This window comes from Paractinoplanes abujensis (assembly GCF_014204895.1).
Taxonomy (GTDB): Bacteria; Actinomycetota; Actinomycetes; order Mycobacteriales; family Micromonosporaceae; genus Actinoplanes; species Actinoplanes abujensis.
On record NZ_JACHMF010000001.1, the window covers coordinates 518601 to 540823 of the forward strand.

Sequence of the window (22223 nt, forward strand, 5' to 3'; positions counted from 1 at the left end):
AGCTGCGCTAGGGCTTGCTTGTCCGCTTCGGATGCCGTAGGACACTAACGACACACATTCAGGCGGACAATTGCTTGAACGTAACCAAATGTTTCGGAGAGGTAATTTGCTGGCGCTGATCACGGGAGCCGTCGACGACCGCAGCGCCCGCGGAATCGCCGCGGCGGTGAGCCGACTGGTCACCGCCGGGCAGCTGACCGCGGGCACCCGCCTGCCGACGGTCCGCGACGTGGCGCGCGAACTCGGCGTCAGCCCGACCACGGTCAGCGAAGCCTGGCGCAGCCTCACCCGGGCCGGCGCGATCCAGACCCGCGGCCGCTCCGGCACCTTCGTGGCGGCCCCCGTGCTGCCCCGCCAGCGCTGGCGCTACTCCCAGCTGGGCGGTCAGGCGGCCGCGGTGACCCGGGACCTGTCGACCGGCGTGCCCGACCACGACCTGCTGCCCGACCTGACCGACGCGCTCAAACGACTCGGCGACGGGCGGCTGACCTCCAGCTACCTGGACGAGCCGGTGCTGCCCGCACTGGAAACGGTGCTGCGCGAACGGTGGCCCTCCCCACCCGAACAACTGACCGTCGTGGACGGCGCCCTCGACGCACTCGACCGCGTGATCGCCTCCGTCGTCCGGTTCGGCGACCACGTCGTGGTGGAGAACCCCGCCTTCCCGCCCCTGCTCGACCTGCTGCAAACCGTCGGCGCCACGGTGGTGGGGGTGCCGATGGACGCGTACGGGATGCGCCCCGACCTGCTCCACGAAGTGCTCGACACCTACCCCGCGGTCGCCGTGTTCCTGCAACCCCGCGCGCACAACCCGACCGGCGTCAGCATGCCCCAGGCGCGCGCATCGTCACTGGCGGCAGTGCTCGAAAGCTTCCCCGACGTCCTGGTGGTCGAGGACGACCACGCCGGCGACATCGCCACCGCCGCCCCCGTCAGCCTCGGCAGCTCCCTGCCCACCCGCACGGTCCACGTCGCCAGCTTCTCCAAAAGCCACGGCCCCGACCTGCGCCTGGCGGCCGTCGGCGGCCCGGCCCGGGTGATCGGTGCGGTGGCGGACCGCCGCCTGCTCGGCCCCGGCTGGTCCAGCCGCCTGCTCCAAGGCGTCCTGCTCGACCTGCTGACCGACCCCGCAGCCGTCGCGCAAGTGTCAAAAGCCCGTTCCACGTACGCCACCAGACGCGCAACCCTGCTGACCGAACTGCACTCCCGGGGCGTCACTGCCACCGCGGCCGACGGCATCAACCTGTGGATGACCGTCGACGACCAGCAGATCGCCATGGTCGCCCTGGCCGCCCACGGCATCGCCGTCTCTCCGGGCTCCCCCTTCTGCGTGGCCCCCCTCGGCGCCGACCACGTGCGCATAACCGCCGGCCTCGTCGCCTCCCGCTTCGACGACCTGGCCGACGTCCTGGCCGGCGCCGCCCTGCTCAACCGCCGCGGCAGCGGCCCCCGAGCCCGCCCCCACCCCCGAGGCTGGCGATGAACCCCGGACGCCGGCGGGCGCAACCACCCACTGGTCCGGTCGGTCGGCCACCCATCGGCCCGGTCGGCCGGCCACCCACTGGCCCGGTCGGTCGGCCACCCACTGGCCCGGTCGGTCGGCCACCCACTGGCCCGGTCGGTCGGCCACCTATCGGCCCGGTCGGTCGGCCACCCATCGGCCCGGTCGTTCAGCCGCGCGAACGGCCCGCAATCCCGCCCCGGTCCGCGCCTGCGACTCCGCCTGGCCCCGCGACCTCACCCGGGCCTGCGCCTGCAGCTCCGCCTACACCCGCGTTCCCGTCCAGGCTTGCGCCCGCAGTTCCGCGCCGGTCAGCGCCTGCGAGGACGCCCATACCCGCGTTCCCATCCACGCCTGCGCGTGCGATCTCGTCTGGACTTTTGATCCCACCCGAGCCTGCGCGTGCGATCTCGTCTGGACTCTTGATCCCACCCGAGCCTGCGCGTGCGATCTCGTCTGGACTCTTGATCCCACCCGAGCCTGCGTGGGCGATCCCTCCTGACCCCGCGATGCCACCCGAGCATGCGGTCCCGCCCGAGGCTGCGAGCTCGCCCAAGTCTGCGAGCCCGTCTGGGCCTGCGATCCCGCCCTCGCCCGCGACTCCGTTCTCTGCTTGGCACTGGGCGGCGGCTGGTTCCTGTGGACAAGCTCCGCGAAATGTCGTACCCGGCTGGTCTACTCGGCCCCTCCCAAGAGCTGGGGTGGGGGTGGTCCGGGGCGTCTGTGAACGACCGTCATATATGGACAAGCGGGGTGGGGCGCAACCACTCACTCACGTCGCCCGGGTGGGTTTCGCGTTCTGGACGCGTCAGCGGCCAGCGAAGCCCGGCCGGGTCCCCGCGGGAGCGACGGTTCGCACCCACCACTCAGCGAGGACATCCGCTTCTGGATCTTCCGCGGGAGCGGCCTGGGCTCGGGAGTCCGAACTTGATCTTCTACTGGTGCAAAGGAGCCGATCATGAGTGATGACCTGCCGGTGAGCGATGACCTGTTGGCCCGTCATCGGGCGGTGATGCCTCACTGGATGCCGGTCTACTACGGCGACGACGCCCTCGAGATCGTCAGCGGTCAGGGGCGCCACGTCACTGCCGCCGACGGTCGCACCTACCTGGACTTTTTCGGCGGCGTGCTGACCAACATGATCGGCTACGACATCCCGGAGATCAACGCGGCCGTTCAGCGTCAGCTTGCGACCGGTGTCGTGCATACGTCGACGCTGTATCTGATCCGGCAGCAGGTCGAGCTGGCCGAGCGGATCGCGCGTGTCTCCGGCATCCCCGACGCCCGGGTCTTCTTCACCAACTCGGGCAGTGAGGCCAACGAGACGGCTTTGCTGATGGCCGCGAACGTGCGCCGCTCCAATCAGATCTTGGCCATCAAGAACAGCTATCACGGCCGGACGTTCGCCACGATGGCGGTCACGGGGCACCGCAGTTGGTCGTCGAGTTCGCTCAGTCCGCTCAACGTCTCGTGGCTGGCCTCGGGGGACAGGCTGCGCGGGCGGATGGCGGGGCTGGCCGACGGGGACGTCGTGGACGCGGCCGTGGATGATCTGCGCGAGGTGCTGGCCACGGTCACCGCGGGCGATGTGGCGGCCATGATCGCGGAGCCGATTCAGGGGGTCGGCGGGTTCGTGTCCGGGCCGGACGGGCTGCTGGGGGCGTATCAGAAAGTCCTGGGGGAGCACGGGATCCTGCTGATCGCCGACGAGGTGCAGACGGGCTGGGGCCGTACGGGGGAGCATTTCTGGGGTTATCAGGCGCACGGCGTCACACCCGATCTGATCACTTTCGCCAAGGGGATCGGCAACGGGTTCGCGCTGGGCGGGGTGGTCGGGCGCGAGTCGGTGATGAACGCGGTGCCGGCGATCAGTTTCTCCACGTTCGGCGGGAACCCGCTGTCGATGTCGGCCGGTGTGGCCGTGCTGGACTATCTGCTCGATCATGATTTGCAGGGCAATGCCGCCCGTACGGGTGCTGTCCTGCTCGACGGTCTGCGCGCGCTCGATCTGCCGATCGTGGGGGAGGTGCGCGGCAAGGGCCTCATGATCGGCATTGAGGTCGTGCGTCCGGGCACGCGTGAGCCCGACCCGGCCGCCACGGTGCGCGTCTTCGACGAGTGCCGGGCCGGCGGTTTGCTGGTGGGCAAGGGTGGCCTCTACGGCAACGTGTTGCGGATGGGCCCGCCGCTGACCCTCACCGAGGCCGAAGCGCGCGACGGTTTGTCGATTTTGACCGGGGCACTGTCCCGGGTGGACGCCGAGGCACGCATAGCCTGATCTCGCTATGCGGGACCGTTGGCCCCGTCCCGGGGGCAGGGAGGGGCCAACGGTGATCACCGACCGTAGTGCTCAGCGCAGCCAGGGCACCGACCGGTCGAGCAGTCCCCGGGTCGACAATTCGTGCCGCAGCGGAATTTTCTCGTCGATGTATCCGTCCCATCCGACACCCCAATGGTTGGCCGTGTGCGGGGCCTCCCCGAGCAATTGACGTTGCACCGGGGTGCGATTACGCCACCATTCGGAGTCCTTGTCGATCGGCATGTCGTCGAGCGGCCGGATCCAGCGGTACGTGTACCCGATGAACAGGATCTTGCGGGTGACGGCGCTGCGGTTGGGTGATCGGGAGTGCCAGAGCCGCCGGTCGAAGATGAAGCAGTCGCCCGGGTCGGCCGTGATCTCCATGGTCCCGCGGGGGTCCCCGCCGCCCGCGGGTCGCTCCAGCGTGTTGTTGAGGTGGCTGCCCGGGATCACCTTGGTCGCACCCCGCCCGGTGCGCGACAGGTCCGAGAGCACGTACGCCACCTTGAGCGAGAACATCGGCCGGGCGTGCTCCCCGCCGAGGGTCTCGGGGTCGCTGTTCTGCCGGTATCCGTCCTGGTGCCAGCCCCACGCCGGCTCGTTCTCGAACGGATTGGGCGGTGTCACGTCCAGGTGGTTGTGGTGGGTGTAGATGTTCCAGCCGGCCAGCCCCCACACGTACGGGAAGGTGGCCGGGACGGTCAGCAGCTCGCCGAACTCCTCGTCGCGCGGCAGGAAGCCGAGCAGGTGCAGGGTGCCGTCGGGCTTGAGCCGGCCGGCTTCGCGTTCCTGCGCGTAGACCCGGTCGACGGCGGCCTCGAGCCGGGCCCGGCGCTCCTCGTCGAGGGCGTTGCGGACCACCAGCACCCCGTCGTTCAAAAATTGATTCCGCTGCTCCTCGGTGATGGCCTCGAATCCCGTTTCTTGCATTGTTCCGGTCCCCCTGTCGAGTTTTGTTCCCTGGGAACTCGGCGCGCTTGATGGGTAAGACGCGGCTCGGTGGGGTGCGCGTTGCAGTTGTCGAAACACTTCGAAGCAACGCGGCTCGCGGGCACTCAGCGTGACGGAGAGTTTTGCCCGGCCGCGGGAAACTTTTGCTGGATCTGAAGAAACTTAGGTTCCCTCCGAACGAAACACCTGCGTAATGTATCGAGCGATGTCGTTCAAAGGAGACCGCAATGCCGCAGTCATTGAATCGCCGTCAGCTACTCGGCGCCGCAGCCGCAGCCGGCGCCGCGGCCACCCTCGCAGTGCCGGGCGCCGCGCAGGCGGGCGGTTCGCACTCGTCGTCCCGGCGGGTTCCGCGTGACCAGATCAGCGTGCAGCTCTACACCCTGCGCAACCAGCTGACCATCGACCTGGAGGCGAGCCTCGCGGAGCTCGCCGAGATCGGCTACAAGCGGGTCGAGCACGCCGGGTTCGTCGGCCGCACGGCCGCTCAGTTCCGGGCTGCCCTCGACGCCGCCGGCCTGCGCGCCACCTCGGGCCACGTCGGCATTCCGCAGCCGTTCGACGCGAACACCTGGGAGAAGGCCCTCCAGGACGCCAACGTCGTCGGCAACAAGTTCATCGTCCACCCGTTCTTCGGGCAGGGCGCCAACGGCCCGATCCGTGACGCGGCCGTCTACCGCGCCTTCGCGGCCGACCTCAACAAGGCCGGCAAGCTGGCCAAGCGGGCCGGGCTGTCGTTCGGCTACCACAACCACCACGCCGAGTTCTTCCGGCAGACCGGCACCAAGCTCACCGGCTTCGACATCCTGACCGGCGAGACCGACGACCGCTACGTGCACCTCGAGGTCGACCTGTTCTGGGCGTTCCGCGGGGCCAACGACCCGGTCGACCTGATCAAGAAGAACCGGGGCCGGATCAAGCAGGTGCACGTCAAGGACCTTGACGCCAACGCCAGCTTCGCCGACCCGGGCGACGGCCTGATCGATTTCGGCCGCATCTTCCAGAACTCGAAGGAGGCCGGGCTCATCGAGTACATCGTGGAACGCGACGACGCGGGATCGCCGCCGCGCACCCCCGCCGACGCCTTGGTCACGGCCGAGCGCGGCTTCGACTTCCTCGACGGGCTGCGGTTCTGATGCGCCGCCTCACCGTTCTCAGCATCGTCGGCGCGGCGCTGCTCGTGGTGCCTTCGGCCGCCGTGGCCGGGCCCTCTCAGCCCAGCCAGCCGCTGCCGCCGTCGTCCGACTTCCAGAAGGTCACGCTCAACGACTTCCCGGGCGAGCCCATCGCGATCGCGGTGCTGCCCGACCGCCGGGTGCTGCACACGGCCCGCGGCGGCGAGGTCCGCATCCACGAGCCCGCCACGGGCCGCAACGTGCTGGCCGCGACGATCCCGGTCTACCTGCACGACGAGGAGGGTGTGCAGGGTATCGCGGTCGACGACGACTTCGAGCGCAACAAGTGGGTCTACGTCTACTACTCGCCGCCGCTGAACACGCCGTCCGACGACCCCAACACCCCGCAGGTCAACGAGGGTGACGCGCCCGCCGAGGGCACGGCGGCGGACTTCGCCCCGTTCAAGGGCTACATGCAGCTCTCGCGCTACAAGCTGCAGGGCAGCACGCTGAACCTGAAGACCGAGCAGAAGATCATGCAGGTCGCCACCGACCGCGGTCAGTGCTGCCACGTCGGCGGCAAGATCGACTTCGACAGCAAGGGCAACCTGTACCTGTCGACCGGTGACGACAGCAACCCGTTCTTCTCCGACGGCTACGCCCCGATCGACGAGCGCGCGAACCGCAACCCGGTCTTCGACGCTCAGCGCACCGCGGCCAACACCAACGACCTGCGCGGCAAGGTCCTGCGCATCAAGGTGAACAGCAGCGGCAAGTACTCGATCCCCCGTGGCAACCTCTTCAAGCCGGGCACCCCCAAGACCCGGCCCGAGATCTACGCCATGGGTCTGCGCAACCCGTTCCGGTTCACTGTGGATCCCCGTACGGACGTGGTCTACGTCGGCGACTACTCGCCCGACGCGCAGAACGCGAACCCGGCGCGGGGCCCGGCCGGTCAGGGCCGCTGGGTGGCCATCGACAAGCCCGCCAACTACGGCTGGCCCTACTGCGTGGCCCCCGACCAGCCGTACGTGGACTACGACTTCGCCACCGGCACCAGCGGCGCGCCGTTCAACTGCGCCAAGCCGGTCAACGAGTCGCCCAACAACACCGGCCTGAAGAACCTCCCGCCGGTCGAGAAGCCCGAGGTCATCTACGGCTACGGCGCCAGCGCGCAGTTCCCGGAGCTGGGCACGGGTGGCATCGGCCCGATGGGCGGTCCGGCCTACGAGTACGACAAGCGGTCGCGCTCGCAGATCAAGTGGCCGCAGGCGTTCGACGGCAAGCCGCTGTTCGCCGAGTGGACCCGCGACTACGTCAAGGCGTTCACGCTGGACCGCCGCAACCAGGTGACGAAGATCGAACCGGTGCTGCCGGAGCTGGTCTTCGACAACCCGATGGACCTCGAGTTCGGCCCCGACGGCGCGCTCTACGTCCTCGAGTACGGCGACGGGTACTTCAACGAGAACCCGGACGCCCAGCTGTCCCGCTTCGACTACGTACGGGGCAACCGCACGCCGATCCCGAAGGTGTCGGCCACCCCGACGTCGGGCCAGGCGCCGCTGACGGTTCAGTTCTCCAGCGCCGGCACCACCGACCCGGACGGCGACGCGCTGAAGTACGCGTGGTACCTCGACAACGACAACAAGGTCGACTCCACCGCGCCCAACCCGACCTTCACGTTCACCGCGAACGGCGACTACCGCCCGACGCTGAAGGTCACCGACAGCACCGGCCGGTCCGCCTCGGCCGAGGTGATCCTGCCGGTCGGCACGGCGGCCCCGGTCGTCGAATTCGTCACCCCGCAGGAGGGCCAGCCGTTCGCCTTCGGTGACACGGTGAACTTCGAGGTGCGCGTGACCGATGACGCCCCGGTCGACTGCTCGCGGGTCACCGTGACGTACATCCTCGGGCACGACCAGCACGGGCACCCGCTCAGCACGGCGTCCGGCTGCACCGGCTCGATCACCACGTTCCTCGACCCGGGGCACGCCGGGGCCGACAACCTGACCGGTGTGTTCGTCGCGTCCTACACGGACACCGGCGTCCCGCCGCAGACCGGCCGCGACACCGTGGTTCTCCAGCCGTCCAACTGAGGTAAGCAGCGGAAGGCCGGGCCCGCGGGCCCGGCCTTCCCATTGCGCAAAGTTTAACTGTCGTTCTTCTCAGCTTTCTTTCAGGCGACCATTACCGGGGCAACGCTGACGGTGTGACAGAGACAACGGTCATCCTGGCCCTGGTGGTCGTCACAGCCCTCGGCTTCGACTTCACCAACGGGTTCCACGACACGGCGAACGCGATGGCCACGTCCATCGCCACGGGAGCACTGCGGCCGAAGGTGGCTGTGGCCCTCTCCGGCATCCTCAACCTGATCGGCGCGTTCCTCTCCGTCGAGGTCGCCCTGACCGTCAGCAACGCGGTCGTCCGGATCCAGAACTCCGACGGCACACCCAAGGAGACCCTGACCTCCGACGGTGGCACAGCGTTGCTCCTCATCGTCCTGTGCGGCCTCATCGGCGGGATCATCTGGAACCTGCTGACCTGGCTGCTCGGCCTGCCCTCGAGCTCCTCGCACGCGCTGTTCGGCGGTCTCGTCGGCGCCACCATCGCGGGCCTGGGCTGGGCCGGCGTCAACTGGAACGGCGACGGCTCCAAGCTCGACGGCGTCATCGGCAAGGTGATCCTCCCGGCGCTGATGTCCCCGGTGATCGCGGGGCTGGTCGCCGCGGTCGGCACGTGGATCATTTACAAGGTCACCGTCGGTGTCGCGGCCCGCTTCACCGACAACGGCTTCCGCTGGGGCCAGATCGGCAGCGCCTCACTCGTCTCGCTCGCGCACGGCACCAACGACGCGCAGAAGACGATGGGCGTCATCACGCTGGCCCTGATCGCCACCGGCGACTGGACCGACACCAAGAACATCCCGTTCTGGGTCAAGGCCTCCTGCGCCATTGCGATCGCGCTCGGCACCTACCTGGGCGGGTGGCGGATCATCCGGACGCTCGGCAAGGGCCTGGTCGAGATCGCGCCCCCGCAGGGCATGGCCGCCGAGTCCGCCTCGGCCGCGGTCATCCTGGCCTCCAGCCACCTCGGCTTCGCCCTGTCGACCACGCACGTGGCGACGGGCTCGATCCTCGGTTCCGGCGTGGGCAAGCCCGGCGCCCAGGTGCGCTGGCGGGTCGCCGGTCGCATGGTCGCAGCCTGGTTGATCACCCTGCCCTCGGCGGCCGTCGTCGGTGCGATCATGTGGTGGATCGGGCACCTCCTCGGCGGCGGCCTGCCCGGCGCCCTGATCGTCTTCGTGCTCCTGCTCGGGGCGGCGGGTTACATGTACTGGCACTCGCGCAAGACGCCGGTCGACCACGACAACGTCAACGACGAGTGGGACGAGCAGCCGTCCGAGCGCGTCCCCGCCGGCACCGCGAGCTGAGAGGGCCACCGACATGCACAACTTGGGATTTGCCCTCGAAGGCGCCTGGAAGGTTCTGGCCGCCGGCCTGATTCTCGGCGCCGGTCTGCCCGCCCTGTTCGCGCTCGGCATCCGCTCGCTCGCCTGGGGAGCGGGCGGCGACGCGGAAGTCGATCACGCCGCGCCCAACCCGGCCGGCAAGGTTCTCGGCTACGTTCTCTTCGCGGTCGTCATCCTCGGGGTGCTGCTGGGTATCACGTTCATCGTGGCCAGCGGCTTCGGCAAGGCGCTGAGCTTCGAGCACATCTACCCGACGATCGTCGACAAGTAGGGGACGGCAGTGACCGACAACCGCTCCAACTTCCTGACCCGTACGGTGGGCTGGCTGCGCGCGGGCTACCCGACCGGGGTGCCGCGCCAGGACTACGTGGCCCTGCTCGGTGTGCTGCGCCGCAAGCTCACCGAGGACGAGATTCGCAAGATCGCCGCCGATCTGGCCGAGACCTCGCTGACCAGCGACGACCCGATCACCGGGGACGACATCGAGGCCATGATCAGCGACTCGATGCTGCAGGACGCCACACCCGCCGACGTGGCGCGGGTGTCGGCCCACCTGGCGGCCGGCGGCTGGCCCCTGGCGGACCCGCCCACCGAGTGACATTCCGCACGAGAGCTTGCGGCCGGGCCTCCGGACCCGGCCGTAAGGTGAACTGCAGGTGAACGAGCAGTGATCGGCTCGGTAACTGGGACGTAATATCAAATTCACAGAAGTTGAACTCTTCTGGTCCGATCTTTCAGCCCTGATTCTGACGGGGTGACAGAGACATCGGTGATCCTGGCCCTGGTGGTGATCACGGCCCTCGGCTTCGACTTCACCAACGGGTTCCACGACACGGCGAACGCGATGGCCACCTCCATCGCCACCCGCGCCCTGCGGCCCAAAACGGCCGTCGCGCTCTCCGGCATCCTCAACCTCATCGGCGCCTTCCTGTCGGTCGAGGTTGCCCTGACCGTCAGCAACGCGGTCGTGCGCATCCAGAACCCGGACGGGACACCCAAGGCCTCGCTGCTGGCCGACGGCGGCACGGCCCTGCTGCTGATCGTGCTGGCCGGCCTGATCGGCGGCATCGTCTGGAACCTGCTGACCTGGCTGCTCGGCCTGCCCTCGAGCTCCTCGCACGCGCTGTTCGGTGGCCTCGTCGGCGCCACCATCGCGGGCCTGGGCTGGGCCGGTGTCAACTGGAACGGCAACGGCAGCAAACTCGACGGTGTGGTCGGCAAGGTGATCCTGCCCGCCCTCATCTCACCGGTGATCGCGGGCTTGGTCGCCGCCGTGGGCACCTGGCTGATCTACAAGATCACTGTGGGGGTGGCCCAGCGGTTCACCGAGAACGGCTTCCGGTGGGGCCAGATCGGCAGCGCCTCGCTGGTCTCGCTGGCCCACGGCACCAACGACGCGCAGAAGACGATGGGCGTCATCACGCTGGCCCTGATCGCGGCCGGCGACTGGACCGACACCGGGAACATCCCGTTCTGGGTCAAGGCGGCCTGCGCGATCGCCATCGCGCTGGGCACCTACCTGGGCGGGTGGCGGATCATCCGGACGCTCGGCAAGGGTCTGGTGGAGATCGCCCCGCCGCAGGGCATGGCCGCGGAATCCTCGTCGGCCGCGGTCATCCTGGCCTCCAGCCACCTCGGCTTCGCCCTGTCGACCACGCACGTGGCGACGGGCTCGATCCTCGGCTCGGGAGTGGGCAAGCCCGGCGCGCAGGTGCGCTGGCGGGTGGCCGGCCGGATGGTCGCGACCTGGCTGATCACGCTGCCCGCGGCGGCCGTGGTGGGCGCGCTGATGTGGTACCTCGGCGACTTCGTGGGCGGGGTCGCGGGCGCGATCGTCATCTTCGTCCTGCTGCTGCTCGCGGCAGCCGGGATGTGGCTGCGGTCCCGGGTCGCCCCGATCGACCACAACAACGTCAACGACGAGTGGGACCCCGCGGTCCCCGTCCCGGCGGAGAAGGTGGCGGCCCGATGAGCAACCTCGGATTCGCCCTCGAAGGCGCGTGGAAGGTGCTGGCGGCCGGGCTGGTCCTGGGGGCGGGACTGCCGGCGTTGTTCGCGCTGGGCATTCGTGCGCTCGCCGGTGGTCGCCGGGGCAAGCCCATCGCGTACGGGCTCTTCGCCGTCGTCATTCTCGGGGTGCTGCTGGGAATCACGTTCATCGTGGCCAGCGGCTTCGGCAAGACGATCAGCTTCGAGCACGTCTATCCGACAGTCGTCGACAAGTAACGGACCCCGGTCAGCCGCTCCGAGACCGACCACAGGCGCTCCGCGACCCGCGGATCGGTGGCTTTGCGGGCGGGCTGGACGACGCGCGGGGCGCCCCGCATCTCGCCGAGCCCGCCCGGACCGATGAACTGGCCGCCCGTCACCGCCGGATCGGTCGCGGCGAACACCGTGGGCCGCGCGCCCTCCTCGGCCGAGGCGGCCAGGAACCGGTTGCCGAGCAGCAGAGCCCGCCGATAGAGGCCCGGCTGAGTCTTGGCCTGCAGGCTGGTCGCCGCGTAACCCGGGTGGGCCAGCACACTGCGCAGCGACGAGCCCCGCAGCCGGCGCTGCAGCTCCAGGCCGAACACGACGTTGGCCAGTTTCGACTGGTTGTAAGCGGTGCCGTGACGATAGCCGTGCTCGGCGTTCAGATCGTCGAAGTCGAGGCGGCCCCGTTTGTGCAGGGTCGAGCTGACCGTGACGACCCGGTCGGCGATGCGGTCGAGCAGCAGGCCGGTCAGCGCGAAATGGGCCAGGTGGTTGACCGCGAACTGCAACTCGAACCCCTGGGCGCTGAGCGTGCGCGGCAGCCCCATCACGCCCGCGTTGTTGATGAGCACGTCGGCCCGTTCGATCCCGTCGGCGAAGGCGCGCACCGAAGCGAGGTCGGCCAGATCGACCACACGCACCTCGCTGCTCCCGCCGGTCAGGCGGGTTTGCGCTTCCCGGCCCTTGTTCCCATCCCGTACGGCCATGATGACGTGAGCGCCGCGGTCGGTGAGCGCTTTCGTCGTCGCAAAACCCAGCCCGCTGTTGGCCCCGGTGATGACATAAGTCTTCGTCATGCGCCTCATCGTGCCCTTGCTGACACAGTGTGTCAACGGCGCCATGGAGTAGCATCGCGATCATGGTCGTGCCCTCCCTGGCCCAGCGCAAACGACAACTGGTCAGCGACGAGCTGCGCGAAATCGCCCTGCAACTGCTGGCCCGGCAGGGCTACGACACCACCACAGTCGACGAGATCGCAGCCGCGGCCGGCATGTCCCGGCGCACGTTCCACCGCTACTACGCCTCCAAAGAAGACGTGGTCATCCAGCTGCTGGCCGACGTGGGCGACCAGGTGCAGGCGGCGCTGTCCACCCGCCCCGCCGCCGAGCCCCCGGCGGTCGCGCTACGCCAATCGATCGGAGTGGCCATCGACTTCTGCTCCGGCCACCACGACCCGGTCAAAATGCTGGCCGTGGTGCGGCTCATCCTCGAAACACCGACCCTGCACGCCCGCTTCCTGTCCCTGCAGGCCGACGCCCAAGCCGGCCTGACCGAGGTGCTGGCGTCCCGGCTGGGGCTGCCCCCGGACGACCTGTTCCCGGAAATGGCCGTACGGATGGCGCTGGCCGCCTTCGACGCTGTGCTGCAGCGGTGGGCGGGCAGCGGAGGATCGGTGGATCCGCAGGAGCTGGTGGATCGGGCTTTCGCCGTGCTGGAGCCCGCATTGCGGCGCTGACGCCGTGTCGGGTCTCGCTCGCGGGGCTCAGGCGGCCGTTCGCCTTTCGCCGTCGCGCCTGCCTTGCGGCGCTCTGTCGGTTGTGTTCCCTTGTCGCCGCGCCTGCCTTTACGTCGCCCTGACGCTCGCGTCGCCTCGCCGGTCATGCGCCCGGCCGTCCGGCGGCCTTCGTGCCGCCGTGCCGGCTCGCGTCGCCTTGCCGTTCGCCTTGTTCATGCTTCCCGGCGTCGCCCTGCCATTCGCCTCACCTACCGGCCTCGCCCTACCGCTCGCCTTGCTTTCCCCGCCTCGCCCGCCGCTCGCTTCACCCGACACCCTTACCCCGTCCGCTTGCCCCGGCCACGCCGCTCGCCCTGCGTGCCGCCAGTGCTTCGCCTTGCCCGCCGTTCGCTTCGCCCCCCGTCTCGCCGTTCGCCTGGCGCGGCTGCTCGCCGTGCGCGTTGCTGGCCGTTCGCTTTGCCCGCCGCTCGCCCTCAGCCCGGCCGGTCGTCCCCGGCCTCGCCGTTCGCCTGGCGCGCTGCTCGCCCTGCGTGCCGCCAGTCCTTCGCCTTGCCCGCCGTTCGCTTCGCCCCCCGTCTCGCCGTTCGCCTCGCGCCGCTGCTCGCCGTGCACCTCGCCTCGTCGTTCGCCTGGCACGGCTGCCCGCATTGCGCGCCACTGGCCGTTTGCCTTGCCCGCCGCTCGCCCCCAGCCCGGCCAATCGCCCCTGGCCTCGCCGATCGCCTCGTGCCACTGCTCGCCGTGCAGCCCGCCTCGCCGTTCGCGTGGCACGGCTGCTCGCCCTGCACGCCGCCAGCCGTTCGCCTCGTGCCGCTGCTCGCCGTGCAACCCGCCCCGCCGTTGGCCTTGAGCCGCTGCTCGCGCTGTGCGCCGCCAGCCATTCGCCTTGCCCGTCGTTCGCTTCGCGCCGCCAGCCGCTCGCCTTGCCCGTCGTTCGCTTCGCGCCGCCAGCCGCTCGCCTTGCCCGTCGTTCGCTTCGCGCCGCCAGCCGCTCGCCTTGCCCGTCGTTCGCTTCGCGCCGCCAGCCGCTCGCCTGGCGCCGCTGCTCGCCCTGCGCGCCGCCAGCCGTTCGCCCCTGCTTCGCCGCTCGCCTTACGCCGCCGGTCGCCCTGCACCTTGCCCCCGCTCGCTCTGCACCTCGCCCCGGCGCTCGCCATGCGCGCCGCCAGTCGTTCGGCTCGCTGCGTTGCACACGGCTTCGCTTTTGTTGGGCGTCTGGAATCAAAGCCCCAACGAAATCAAATCTCATGGCATGATCGAATGCTGGTGCGGGGTGAATGTGATGCGGGAGAATTGAGCATGGGTCAGTTGTCCTTGTTCACTCGGGCTGAGACTGCCGCAATGCGTGATCGCACCCGACGGCGCAATTACTCGCCGGGTAATGAAGCGTTTCGGCGTGAGCATGAGCGGCGTCGTGCGTGGGGTCTGAAGCGGCGGCATGCTGAAAAGTTGCGATATCTCCACTCGCGTGGGCTGGCCATGTCTGTCCAGCTCCCTGACCGGTTTCGGCTGCTGCCACGGGTGGAGACGCCTCGCTCTGTGGGCCGAGTCGTTCATGCTTTGGCGCAGCCGGTTCTGATCGACGGCCTGCGTCGGGGTTCAGGTTCCGCGTTTAGAGAACGGAGCTTGGGCGGTGGTTTTCGAGATTCCTGTGGTCGCTCTGCGGAAATGGGAACGGTGACACTCGATGCCGTAAACATGCGTCGGGTGCGTGAAACTCATCATGCCGTGGTCGAGGTTCCGAACCAAAGGATTTCATCCCGATCATGTGAGAAAGCATTGTTGTCGTCGCTCAAACCTCTGCGGCCGTGGCCTGTTGCCCTCCGGCTTCGGCCTGCCCCGGCCCGTTCCAGCCCTCGGCCTGTTCGCTGCCGTCCCGACCTGCGAGCCGGGGTTCCGGCTATCGTGCGCCGGGGTTCTGGGCGCGCGTGCTTCAGTCCTGGCTTCTACGTCTCGGTCGGGGAGTCCGACGTCGCTCCGGTCCGGCCGCCGCGCCCGATCCGCCCTGCTTCTTTGGTCCGCGCGATTCGGGGTGTTCCGCCGCGGTTCGTTCGGGCCCGACCTGACCCGCCTCTCCGCTTGCGTGGTGCAGCCCACCCCGGTCTGTTTCGGCTTTGCTCGTTGTGGGCTTGGCCCGTTTCGATCGCCTCTGACTCGATCCGATCTGGGTCAGCTCCGGTTCGGGCCCTCTCGGGCCTGGCCCATTCCGGTCAGGGCTCACCGGGGTTGGGGCCCGCGGCCCGGGGCTGGTCGCGGGTCAGGGCTGACTGGGGTGGGGGCCTGCGGCTCCGGGGCTGGTCGCGGGTCAGGGCTGACTGGGCGGGGGCCTGCGGCTCCGGGGCTGGTCGCGAGTCTTGGTTCGGGTGTCGTGTCTGCTCGGTCTCGCCGCGGCTGGGGTCGTTTCGGTCGCGGTTGGCGGGGTCGGGGGACAGCGAGCAGGGACGTGGTCGGTTCAGGTGGGGTGGGGGTCAGGGTGGGGGTGTGGAGAGCAGCTCGTCGAGTCCTTCGGCGAGTTGGGGGTGGTTGGTGACGTCGACGATGCGTGCGAGGGGGTGGTGGGCGATCGCTGACAGGCGGGTGGTTGTGGGGGATGTTGCTGCGTGGGCGATGTCGTCGGCGGCGCGGCCTGTGCCGGCGAGGATCAGGACGGGGCGGCCCCGGGTCAGGCTGTGTTCGGCGTCGGTCAGGGCTATGTCGCCGCCGTTGGCCAGGACTGTGACGCTGGGGCGGTCGGCGGCCAGGTGGGAGACCACCGCGGCCAGGTAGGGGACCTCGTCACCCCACGTGTCGCCGGGGGCCAGCACGAAGTGTGAGTGGTGGCGGTCGAGCGGGGCCGCGTCGGGGTTGGCGCCGGTATGGCCGGGATATGTGACAGTGCCCAGGGCGGCCACGCCGACCAGGGGGAACGACGGGCCGGCGGCACGGGTGCGGCCCAGCAGGCGCATCACGCCGGCGTCGGTGCCGCCGTCGACTGCCACCGCGCGGTGGGTGCGGATGGCCGGGGCGACCAGGTCGGTGAGCACGGCGGCCAGCACGTCCGTCACGTCCTCGGCCATGCCGGCGGCGCCGCCGACCAGGGCCAGCACGGGGCGGGGGGTGGGCAGGCCGAGCGAGGCGAGGGCGGCGGGCACGGCGTCGGGGGTCGTGACCAGCGCCGCGACGGCGCCCGGCAGCCGCACCACGGTCGACATGCAGCGAACCCTACCGTGGTGCGGCCAACAGCTGGACAAGCGTGCGCAAAAGCAGGCGGCGAACCGGCTCGACGAGCGTGCGCGAAAGCGGGCGGCGAGCCAGCTGGACGAGCGTGCCCGAAAAGCAGATGCGAACCGGCTAGAGGAGCGTGCGGGACAGCACGCCGATGTCGGGCTGGTCGGTGAACAACCCGTCGATGCCCGTACGGAGGAAGGTGATCTGTTCATCGATGGCTTTGCCGTACGCGGTGGGGTCGGTGCCCACCCGCAGCTCGGCCGGGAGGAACTGGTTCTCCGCGCGGAACGTGTACGGGATGACTTTCAGCCCGGCGGCGTGCGCGTCCTTGACGAGTGACGTGGGCGTGCCCAGGGTCGCGTCGGCGTTGCGCGGGATGATCTGGTTCTTCTCGGGGCCGATGCCGTCCACGTACGAGGAAAGCTCTTTCAGGCCGGCCGGGGTCAGATACTGCGCGTACGTTTTGGTGTCGTTGAACGGGCTGCCCGCGGCGCTCGTCAGGAACACCAGGTTGACCTGCACCTTGTACTGCTGGTGGAGCACCTTGAGGTTGGCCGCCTCGAACGACTGGATCCACACCTTGGCGCCGCGCTTGTCGAGCCGGGCGCGCCTGAGCTCCCGGACGAGCGGGGTCTCCAACTCCAGGCCGAGCCGCCGGAAGTACGTGGGGTGCTTGGTCTCCGGGATGACGCCGATGTCGCGGCCCAGCTCCTGGGACAGCTTGGCCCGCAGCTCCAGCACCTCACGGAACGTCGGCACCTCGAACAGGCCGTCGTAGAGCGTGTTCTCCTGCCGTACGGCGGGCAGCCGCTCGACGGCGCGCAGGCTTTTGAGCTCGGCCAGCGTGAAATCCTCGGTGAACCAGCCGGTGACGCTCACCCCGTCCAGCGAAACGGTCTTCTTGCGGGCGGCGAACTCGGGCCGGCCGGCCACGTCGGTGGTGCCGCCGATCTCCGGTTCGTGCCGGCACACCAGCACGTGGTCCTTGGTGGCGACCAGGTCGGGCTCGATGTAATCGGCCCCCATCCGGGCTGCGAGCTCGTACGACGCAAGGGTGTGCTCCGGCCGGTAGCCGGAGGCGCCACGGTGGCCGAACACCTCGGGTTTCGCGCGGCCCCCGCCGTGCGCGAGAGCGGGGGCGGCAACCGTACCGGCCAGCGCGGGTGCCGCGGCGGCGACGGCGCCCATGCGCAGCACCTGACGTCGGTCTGCCACGAGATCCTCCACGGGACTCGCTGCCGGCGTCCCTCGCCGGGGGTCCCGGAGAAAGTCGATGGGACTCGATCAACGGGTCGGCGACCTTGACGTGGCGTACGCGGAAACGGCTCGGGAAGCATCGGCTGGTTCACGCAGCGTTAACCCGTCTGGCTTACGGTGACTGCTCGTGGCGGCCGATGTGACCCACCTGCTCGGGCAGAATCTGCTTGAGGGCCCCGCTTTGGCCGTCAGCCGCGAGTTCGGGCTGATGGCCACGCAGGGGGCCCGCACCTACCAGTCCCGCGAGTTCGGCGTCCAGGTCGGTGTCGACGATCACGACCGCGTCACCTGGGTGATGCTGCACTTCAACGGCGACTACGGCTTCCGGCCCTACCGCGGCGCCATCCCGGGCCGCGGCGGCACCATCGCGCGGCGCAGCAGCCTGTGGGCGTCGCTGGGCCGGCCCACCCAGAGCTCCGACCCCAACCGTACGAACGTGGCCGGCGCAGCCGACGAGTGGGTGTTCCCGTGGTTCGTCATGCACGCCCAGTACGCCGACGACGGCGAGATGCTGCTGCGGCTGACTCTGGCCCGCTGACGCCGTGGCCCAGCACCCGGCGCTTGCTGCGGGGGCCCGGTGTGCCGCGGCGAAGAGGCCGGCGCTGCGGCTCGGGGAAGACGAACCGCTTGAACGCCCACAGCCGGAACACCATGGCGACCAGCGTGCCCAGGACGATGCCGCTCACGAAGTCGGCGATCTCCTGCACCGGCCGGCTCACGTCGGGCACACGCAAGTCGAGCACGTAGCGTGAGATGCCCAACGGGATCAGGTTGAGCACGATGGCCATCGCGCTGACCGTGAAGAACATCAGCGCCTCGTGGTGCCGCTCCCGCCCGCCGCGGTGCCGGAACGACCATTCCCGGTTCAGCACGTACGACAACACCGTGGCCAGCGTGGTGGCGATGGCGAGCGCGGTCACCGGCTTCTCGTGCAGCACGGTCAGCTTCAGCGTGTAGTTGATGCCCGTCGTCACGAGGAAGCAGACGCCGCCGACGAGCAGGAACTTCGCCGCTTCGTGGTGTTTGCTCCACATCCGGGTCAGCCACATTCCCGCGACCCTAGTACTCGAGGACAAGCCGCGCCTGTCGGGCAGTCGGATCCGGACGGAGCCGGTTTGCTGTTGCGGCTGACAGAGAATTCGCGGGTGATCGGCTCGATGCAGCCCGGCCCGGAGGTGTTTCGCGACCTGCGCCGCGATCGAGAAGGCCCAGATGCTCGGCGGTGACGGACCCCGCCATGACCCGGACCACCTGGTGATCGACGAGCACGGCCGGGGGAGACGGCACGGAAGTTCGGCGTTGCCGACAGTGTCGCGCCGGTGTGGTCGCCGGACGGCCGGCTGCCGGCCACCCGGCAGGGTGCGGTCGGGTCAGCTGAGGTGCTGGGTCTGCGACCGTCGCGCCAGCCCGCGCGCCGGGTGGCGTGTCGGTGGGCGTGGACGCGCGCTGGTCGCCGCACATCAGCTTGCCGGCCACCCCGGACCGCGGGGATCCGTGCGTCACCGTGGCCCGGAAAGCCGGCTCGGGCCGGCGTACTGCCTCCGTCCGGGCGTCGGCCGAACCGCGACGCATCTACTGGTCTCCCGAAGGGCGGAGGCTGGTGGCCGAGACGGCGACCTCGCGGCGGTGACGAACGACGGCGCTGTCCATCGATGGGACGTCCCCCCGCCGGGCGCCGTCGACTGGGCCGGGGCGGGACGTCCACTGAGCGCGCGGGAGCGGCGCGACTTCGGGCTTACAGGCGCAGCTCCGGCCAGTCCAGCAGGCCCTCGCCCAGGTCGCGCACCGTAGCCAGCAGGCCCAGGCGGGCCGCGCGCAGGGCGGGGTCCTCGGCCATCACGAAGACCTCGTCGAAGAAGCGGGACAGCGGCTCGACCAGGGGTTCCACGGCGGCCGTGAAGGCGACCAGGTCGGGGCCGTAGTCCGCCTTGATCCCGGTCACCGCTTCGTGCAGGGCGAGTTCGGCCGGTTCGGTGAGCACCGTGGCGTCGTAGCCGGCGGCGGTGCCGGCGGGCAGGATGCGGCGGGCCCGTTGGATGGCGGCGGCCACGGCGACGAAGCCGGGGTTGCCGACCAGCGTGTCCAGCTGGGACAGCAGCGTGTCGACAACCGACGGGCGGGCGTAGTGGACGATCGCCGCGCGCACCCGGTCGACGGGGTGACCCTCCTCGGTGAGCACCTGCTCCAGACGGCGGGCCAGGAAGTCCCCGGCGGCGGCGAGCACGGCGGCGTCCACGGGCACGGGCTGCTGGGCCGCCGCGGCCCGCAGGCCGTCGAGAAGCGACAGCCCGGAGAGGGCCGGGTGCGCCCGGTGCACCGCCAGCAGGCCGAGCACGGCCCGGCGTACGGCGAAGGGGTCGCTGCTGCCCGTGGGCAGGCCCACCGTGGCCGCCAGCCCGGCCACCAGGTCGAGGCGGTCGGACAGCGAGAGCAGCGCGCCGGGGATCGACGCGGGCAGGGCGTCGCCGGTGTTGCGGGGGAGTTCGGCCTCGTGGACGGCCTGGGCCACGTCGCGGGGTTCGCCCGCGTGCAGGGCGTAGTCGCGCGCCATCACGCCGGCCAGGCTGGTCATCTCGGTCACCAGCTGGGAGCCGAGGTCGAACTTGACCAGGCGGGCCGCGCGGCCCAGGGTGGCCGAGGCCAGGCCCAGCGAGTCGGCCAGGGTGCCGGACAGCGCGGCGATGCGGGCGGCCCGGTCGGCCATCGAGCCCAGCTTGTCGGTGAACGTGAGGCGGGTCAGGCGCTCGCGCATGTCGGCGACGGGCGTGTCCCGATCGGCGCGGTAGAAGAATGCCGCGTCCTCGTAGCGGGCGCGCAGCACGGCCTCGTTGCCGGTGCGGACCAGTTCGACGTCGACCGGGCCGTTGGCGACCGTGACGAACATGGGGAGCAGCGAGCCTTCGGCATCCCGTACGGGCAGATAGCGCTGGTGCTTGCGCATGACCGTGGTCAGCACGGCGTCGGGCAGCGACAGATAGCTCTCGTCGAACGTGCCCAGCAGCGGGGTGGGCGCCTCGACCAGGTAGCTGATCTGCTCGATCAGCGCGGCCTCCCCGGCGACGTCGACACGGCCGTCGGGGTACACCTCGTCCTGGGCGCCGGTCACGATCAGGTCGTGCCGGTCCTCCTGGTCGGCCACGATGCCGGCCAGGGCCAGCGTCTCCATGAACGTCTCGGCCGACGCGACCGGCACGACGGGTTCGGGGGCCGTACGGAGAAGCCTGGTCTTGCGGTCGGCGGACAGGGCGCCCACCGCGACCGGCACGACGTCGTCGCCCCAGAGGGCGGTCAGCCAGCGGATCGGGCGGCTGAACGAGAGCTGCGGGTCGTTCCAGCGCATGTTCTTGGCCGCGCGCAGACCGGTGACGACCTTGGCCAGGACGGGTGCCAGCACCTCGGCCGCGGCGCCACCGACCTCGTGTTTCTCCACCCCGTGGTGATCGACGCCGCCGATGGTGAAAACGGACAGATCACTGACTGGGACGCCTTGACCACGCGCGAAGCCCTCCAGCGCGGCCGCGGGGGCGCCGACGCGCGGACCCTTCACCTGCCGTACGTGATCGGTCTCGCGCGCGGCCACCGAAGGCACCAGAGCGACCAGCCGCCGGGGTGTGGCGAAAACCCGCACCTCGTCGTGCTCGAGCCGCGTGCCGGCCAGCCCCTCGGTCAGGGACCGCTGCACGTGGTCGCGTGCGGCGCGGGCCTCGGACGGGGGTAGCTCCTCGGTGCCGATCTCGAAGATGAGCGCACGCGCGTTCTCGCGGGCGGCCGGCAGCGCGGTGGCGACGGCGGCGGGCAGCGGTGGCACCAGGCCCAGCGGGTGACCCATCTCGTCGCGGCGGGCCACCCACAACTTGGCGACCTCGCCGGCCAGGCGGCGCATGCGGCCGAACTCGGCGGCCCGGTCGGCGGTCGACACGGCGCCGCGCGAGTCGAGCACGTTGAATGCTTGCGAGCACTTCAACACGTACGTGTGAGCCGGCACGGGCAGGCCGGCGTCGATCAGCCGCTGCGCCTCGGCCGCGTAGATCTCCAGCAGCTGCCGGTTCGCGGCCACGTCGGCGTCGTCCAGGTAGTACCGCGACATCTCGTACTCGCTCTGGCCGAACACCTCCCCGTACGAGATGCCCTCCGCGTACTGGATCTCCTTGAAGTGGGTCTTGTCCTGCAGAGCCATCAGGATGCGCTCGATGCCGTACGTGATCTCGACCGACACCGGCTCCAGGTTGAGCCCGCCCGCCTGCTGGAAGTAGGTGAACTGGGTGATCTCCAGCCCGTCGAGCCAGACCTCCCAGCCCAGGCCCCACGCGCCGAGCGCCGGGGAGGCCCAGTTGTCTTCGACGAAACGGACGTCATGCTTGGTGATGTCGATCCCCAGAGCGGAGAGGCTGCCCAGATAGAGCTCCTGCGGGTTGCCCGGGTCGGGCTTGAGGATCACCTGCATCTGGGTGTGGGTCTGCAAGCGGTTCGGGTTCTCGCCGTAGCGTGAGTCGTCGGGGCGTACGGAGGGCTCGACGTAGACGACCCGCCACGGCTCCGGGCCCAGCACCCGCAGGAACGTCGCCGGGTTGAGCGTGCCCGCCCCGACCTCGGTGTTCATGGGCTGGACGGTCAGGCACCCCTGAGCCGTCCAGTACGCGGTCAACCGGGCCAGCGCGTCCTGCATGGTGAGCATGGGACCGAAGTCTAGGACGGGCCCCGCGCGGGTAGGTACC

General features: G+C 70.0%; 17 protein-coding genes. 11 read left to right on the plus strand and 6 right to left on the minus strand.

From position 1 onward, the window contains the following. Positions 1 to 106 precede the first annotated feature (106 nt). On the plus strand, positions 107 to 1483 hold the full coding sequence (locus tag BKA14_RS01925; protein WP_184949211.1) for an aminotransferase-like domain-containing protein: 1377 nt from the start codon (positions 107 to 109) through the stop codon (positions 1481 to 1483). A 976-nt stretch (positions 1484 to 2459) separates the two neighbouring features. After that, the gene (locus BKA14_RS01930) at positions 2460 to 3779 is read left to right on the plus strand and encodes an aspartate aminotransferase family protein (RefSeq protein WP_184949212.1); all 1320 of its coding nucleotides are present in this window, start codon (positions 2460 to 2462) and stop codon (positions 3777 to 3779) included. A gap of 72 nt (positions 3780 to 3851) precedes the next feature. On the opposite strand, the gene BKA14_RS01935 is transcribed toward BKA14_RS01930, so the two are convergent. Beyond that, entirely contained in the window at positions 3852 to 4730 is an 879-nt protein-coding gene (locus tag BKA14_RS01935; RefSeq protein WP_184949213.1) for a phytanoyl-CoA dioxygenase family protein, read from the minus strand. A 248-nt stretch (positions 4731 to 4978) separates the two neighbouring features. On the opposite strand from BKA14_RS01935, the gene BKA14_RS01940 reads away from it, so the two are divergent. From BKA14_RS01940 to BKA14_RS01970, 7 genes are all read left to right on the plus strand, one after another. After that, positions 4979 to 5887 (plus strand): sugar phosphate isomerase/epimerase family protein, encoded by a 909-nt coding sequence (locus BKA14_RS01940; protein WP_184949214.1) that lies wholly within the window; start codon positions 4979 to 4981, stop codon positions 5885 to 5887. Beyond that, positions 5887 to 7962, plus strand: a complete 2076-nt coding sequence (locus tag BKA14_RS01945; protein WP_184949215.1) for a PQQ-dependent sugar dehydrogenase — start codon at positions 5887 to 5889, stop codon at positions 7960 to 7962. The genes BKA14_RS01940 and BKA14_RS01945 overlap by 1 nt, the downstream gene beginning before the upstream one ends. A gap of 113 nt (positions 7963 to 8075) precedes the next feature. After that, positions 8076 to 9296, plus strand: a complete 1221-nt coding sequence (locus BKA14_RS01950; protein ID WP_184949216.1) for an inorganic phosphate transporter — start codon at positions 8076 to 8078, stop codon at positions 9294 to 9296. Between the two features lie 13 nt (positions 9297 to 9309). Next, positions 9310 to 9606 (plus strand): hypothetical protein, encoded by a 297-nt coding sequence (locus tag BKA14_RS01955; protein ID WP_184949217.1) that lies wholly within the window; start codon positions 9310 to 9312, stop codon positions 9604 to 9606. A gap of 9 nt (positions 9607 to 9615) precedes the next feature. After that, complete coding sequence (locus BKA14_RS01960; protein ID WP_184949218.1) at positions 9616 to 9933, plus strand: DUF3349 domain-containing protein; 318 nt, start codon at positions 9616 to 9618, stop codon at positions 9931 to 9933. A gap of 156 nt (positions 9934 to 10089) precedes the next feature. After that, positions 10090 to 11307, plus strand: coding sequence for an inorganic phosphate transporter (locus BKA14_RS01965; RefSeq protein WP_184949219.1), 1218 nt, complete (start codon positions 10090 to 10092; stop codon positions 11305 to 11307). Next, positions 11304 to 11561 (plus strand): hypothetical protein, encoded by a 258-nt coding sequence (locus BKA14_RS01970; protein WP_184949220.1) that lies wholly within the window; start codon positions 11304 to 11306, stop codon positions 11559 to 11561. Before BKA14_RS01965 ends, BKA14_RS01970 begins: the two co-directional genes overlap by 4 nt. Here BKA14_RS01970 and BKA14_RS01975 read toward each other — a convergent pair. Beyond that, on the minus strand, positions 11537 to 12385 hold the full coding sequence (locus tag BKA14_RS01975) for an oxidoreductase (RefSeq protein ID WP_239092901.1): 849 nt from the start codon (positions 12383 to 12385) through the stop codon (positions 11537 to 11539). The genes BKA14_RS01970 and BKA14_RS01975 overlap by 25 nt on opposite strands. A gap of 62 nt (positions 12386 to 12447) precedes the next feature. Here BKA14_RS01975 and BKA14_RS01980 point away from each other — a divergent pair, with 62 nt between their 5' ends. Further along, positions 12448 to 13044 carry a TetR family transcriptional regulator gene (locus tag BKA14_RS01980; protein WP_184949222.1) on the plus strand — a complete coding sequence of 199 codons (597 nt, stop codon included), beginning with the start codon at positions 12448 to 12450 and terminating at the stop codon, positions 13042 to 13044. 2468 nt (positions 13045 to 15512) lie between these two features. On the opposite strand, the gene BKA14_RS01985 is transcribed toward BKA14_RS01980, so the two are convergent. After that, on the minus strand, positions 15513 to 16235 hold the full coding sequence (locus BKA14_RS01985) for a TRP family putative cation channel (RefSeq protein ID WP_184949223.1): 723 nt from the start codon (positions 16233 to 16235) through the stop codon (positions 15513 to 15515). Between the two features lie 139 nt (positions 16236 to 16374). After that, positions 16375 to 17466, minus strand: a complete 1092-nt coding sequence (locus tag BKA14_RS01990; RefSeq protein ID WP_203722336.1) for a glycerophosphodiester phosphodiesterase — start codon at positions 17464 to 17466, stop codon at positions 16375 to 16377. Positions 17467 to 17635: 169 nt separating this feature from the next. Between BKA14_RS01990 and BKA14_RS01995 the strand changes: the two genes are divergently transcribed. Further along, the gene (locus BKA14_RS01995) at positions 17636 to 18046 is read left to right on the plus strand and encodes a DUF6392 family protein (RefSeq protein ID WP_184949224.1); all 411 of its coding nucleotides are present in this window, start codon (positions 17636 to 17638) and stop codon (positions 18044 to 18046) included. Here BKA14_RS01995 and BKA14_RS02000 read toward each other — a convergent pair. Both BKA14_RS02000 and BKA14_RS02005 read right to left on the minus strand, forming a co-directional pair. Beyond that, positions 17985 to 18557 carry a GtrA family protein gene (locus BKA14_RS02000; protein WP_184949225.1) on the minus strand — a complete coding sequence of 191 codons (573 nt, stop codon included), beginning with the start codon at positions 18555 to 18557 and terminating at the stop codon, positions 17985 to 17987. The two genes, BKA14_RS01995 and BKA14_RS02000, sit on opposite strands and share 62 nt — an antisense overlap. Positions 18558 to 19243: 686 nt before the next feature. After that, a complete protein-coding gene (locus tag BKA14_RS02005) occupies positions 19244 to 22183 on the minus strand; it encodes a glycine--tRNA ligase (protein WP_184949226.1) in 2940 nt (979 codons plus the stop codon). Positions 22184 to 22223: the final 40 nt, after the last annotated feature.

Bases quoted from the DNA above. Each gene is read 5' to 3' on its own strand.
- BKA14_RS01930 (WP_184949212.1), top strand. From the start codon at position 2,460: ATGAGTGATGACCTGCCGGTGAGCGATGACCTGTTGGCCCGTCATCGG.
- BKA14_RS01975 (WP_239092901.1), bottom strand. From the start codon at position 12,385: ATGACGAAGACTTATGTCATCACCGGGGCCAACAGCGGGCTGGGTTTT.
- BKA14_RS02000 (WP_184949225.1), bottom strand. From the start codon at position 18,557: ATGTGGCTGACCCGGATGTGGAGCAAACACCACGAAGCGGCGAAGTTC.
- BKA14_RS01985 (WP_184949223.1), bottom strand. From the start codon at position 16,235: ATGTCGACCGTGGTGCGGCTGCCGGGCGCCGTCGCGGCGCTGGTCACG.
- BKA14_RS01940 (WP_184949214.1), top strand. From the start codon at position 4,979: ATGCCGCAGTCATTGAATCGCCGTCAGCTACTCGGCGCCGCAGCCGCA.
- BKA14_RS01935 (WP_184949213.1), bottom strand. From the start codon at position 4,730: ATGCAAGAAACGGGATTCGAGGCCATCACCGAGGAGCAGCGGAATCAA.
- BKA14_RS02005 (WP_184949226.1), bottom strand. From the start codon at position 22,183: ATGCTCACCATGCAGGACGCGCTGGCCCGGTTGACCGCGTACTGGACG.
- BKA14_RS01945 (WP_184949215.1), top strand. From the start codon at position 5,887: ATGCGCCGCCTCACCGTTCTCAGCATCGTCGGCGCGGCGCTGCTCGTG.
- BKA14_RS01980 (WP_184949222.1), top strand. From the start codon at position 12,448: ATGGTCGTGCCCTCCCTGGCCCAGCGCAAACGACAACTGGTCAGCGAC.
- BKA14_RS01970 (WP_184949220.1), top strand. From the start codon at position 11,304: ATGAGCAACCTCGGATTCGCCCTCGAAGGCGCGTGGAAGGTGCTGGCG.
- BKA14_RS01955 (WP_184949217.1), top strand. From the start codon at position 9,310: ATGCACAACTTGGGATTTGCCCTCGAAGGCGCCTGGAAGGTTCTGGCC.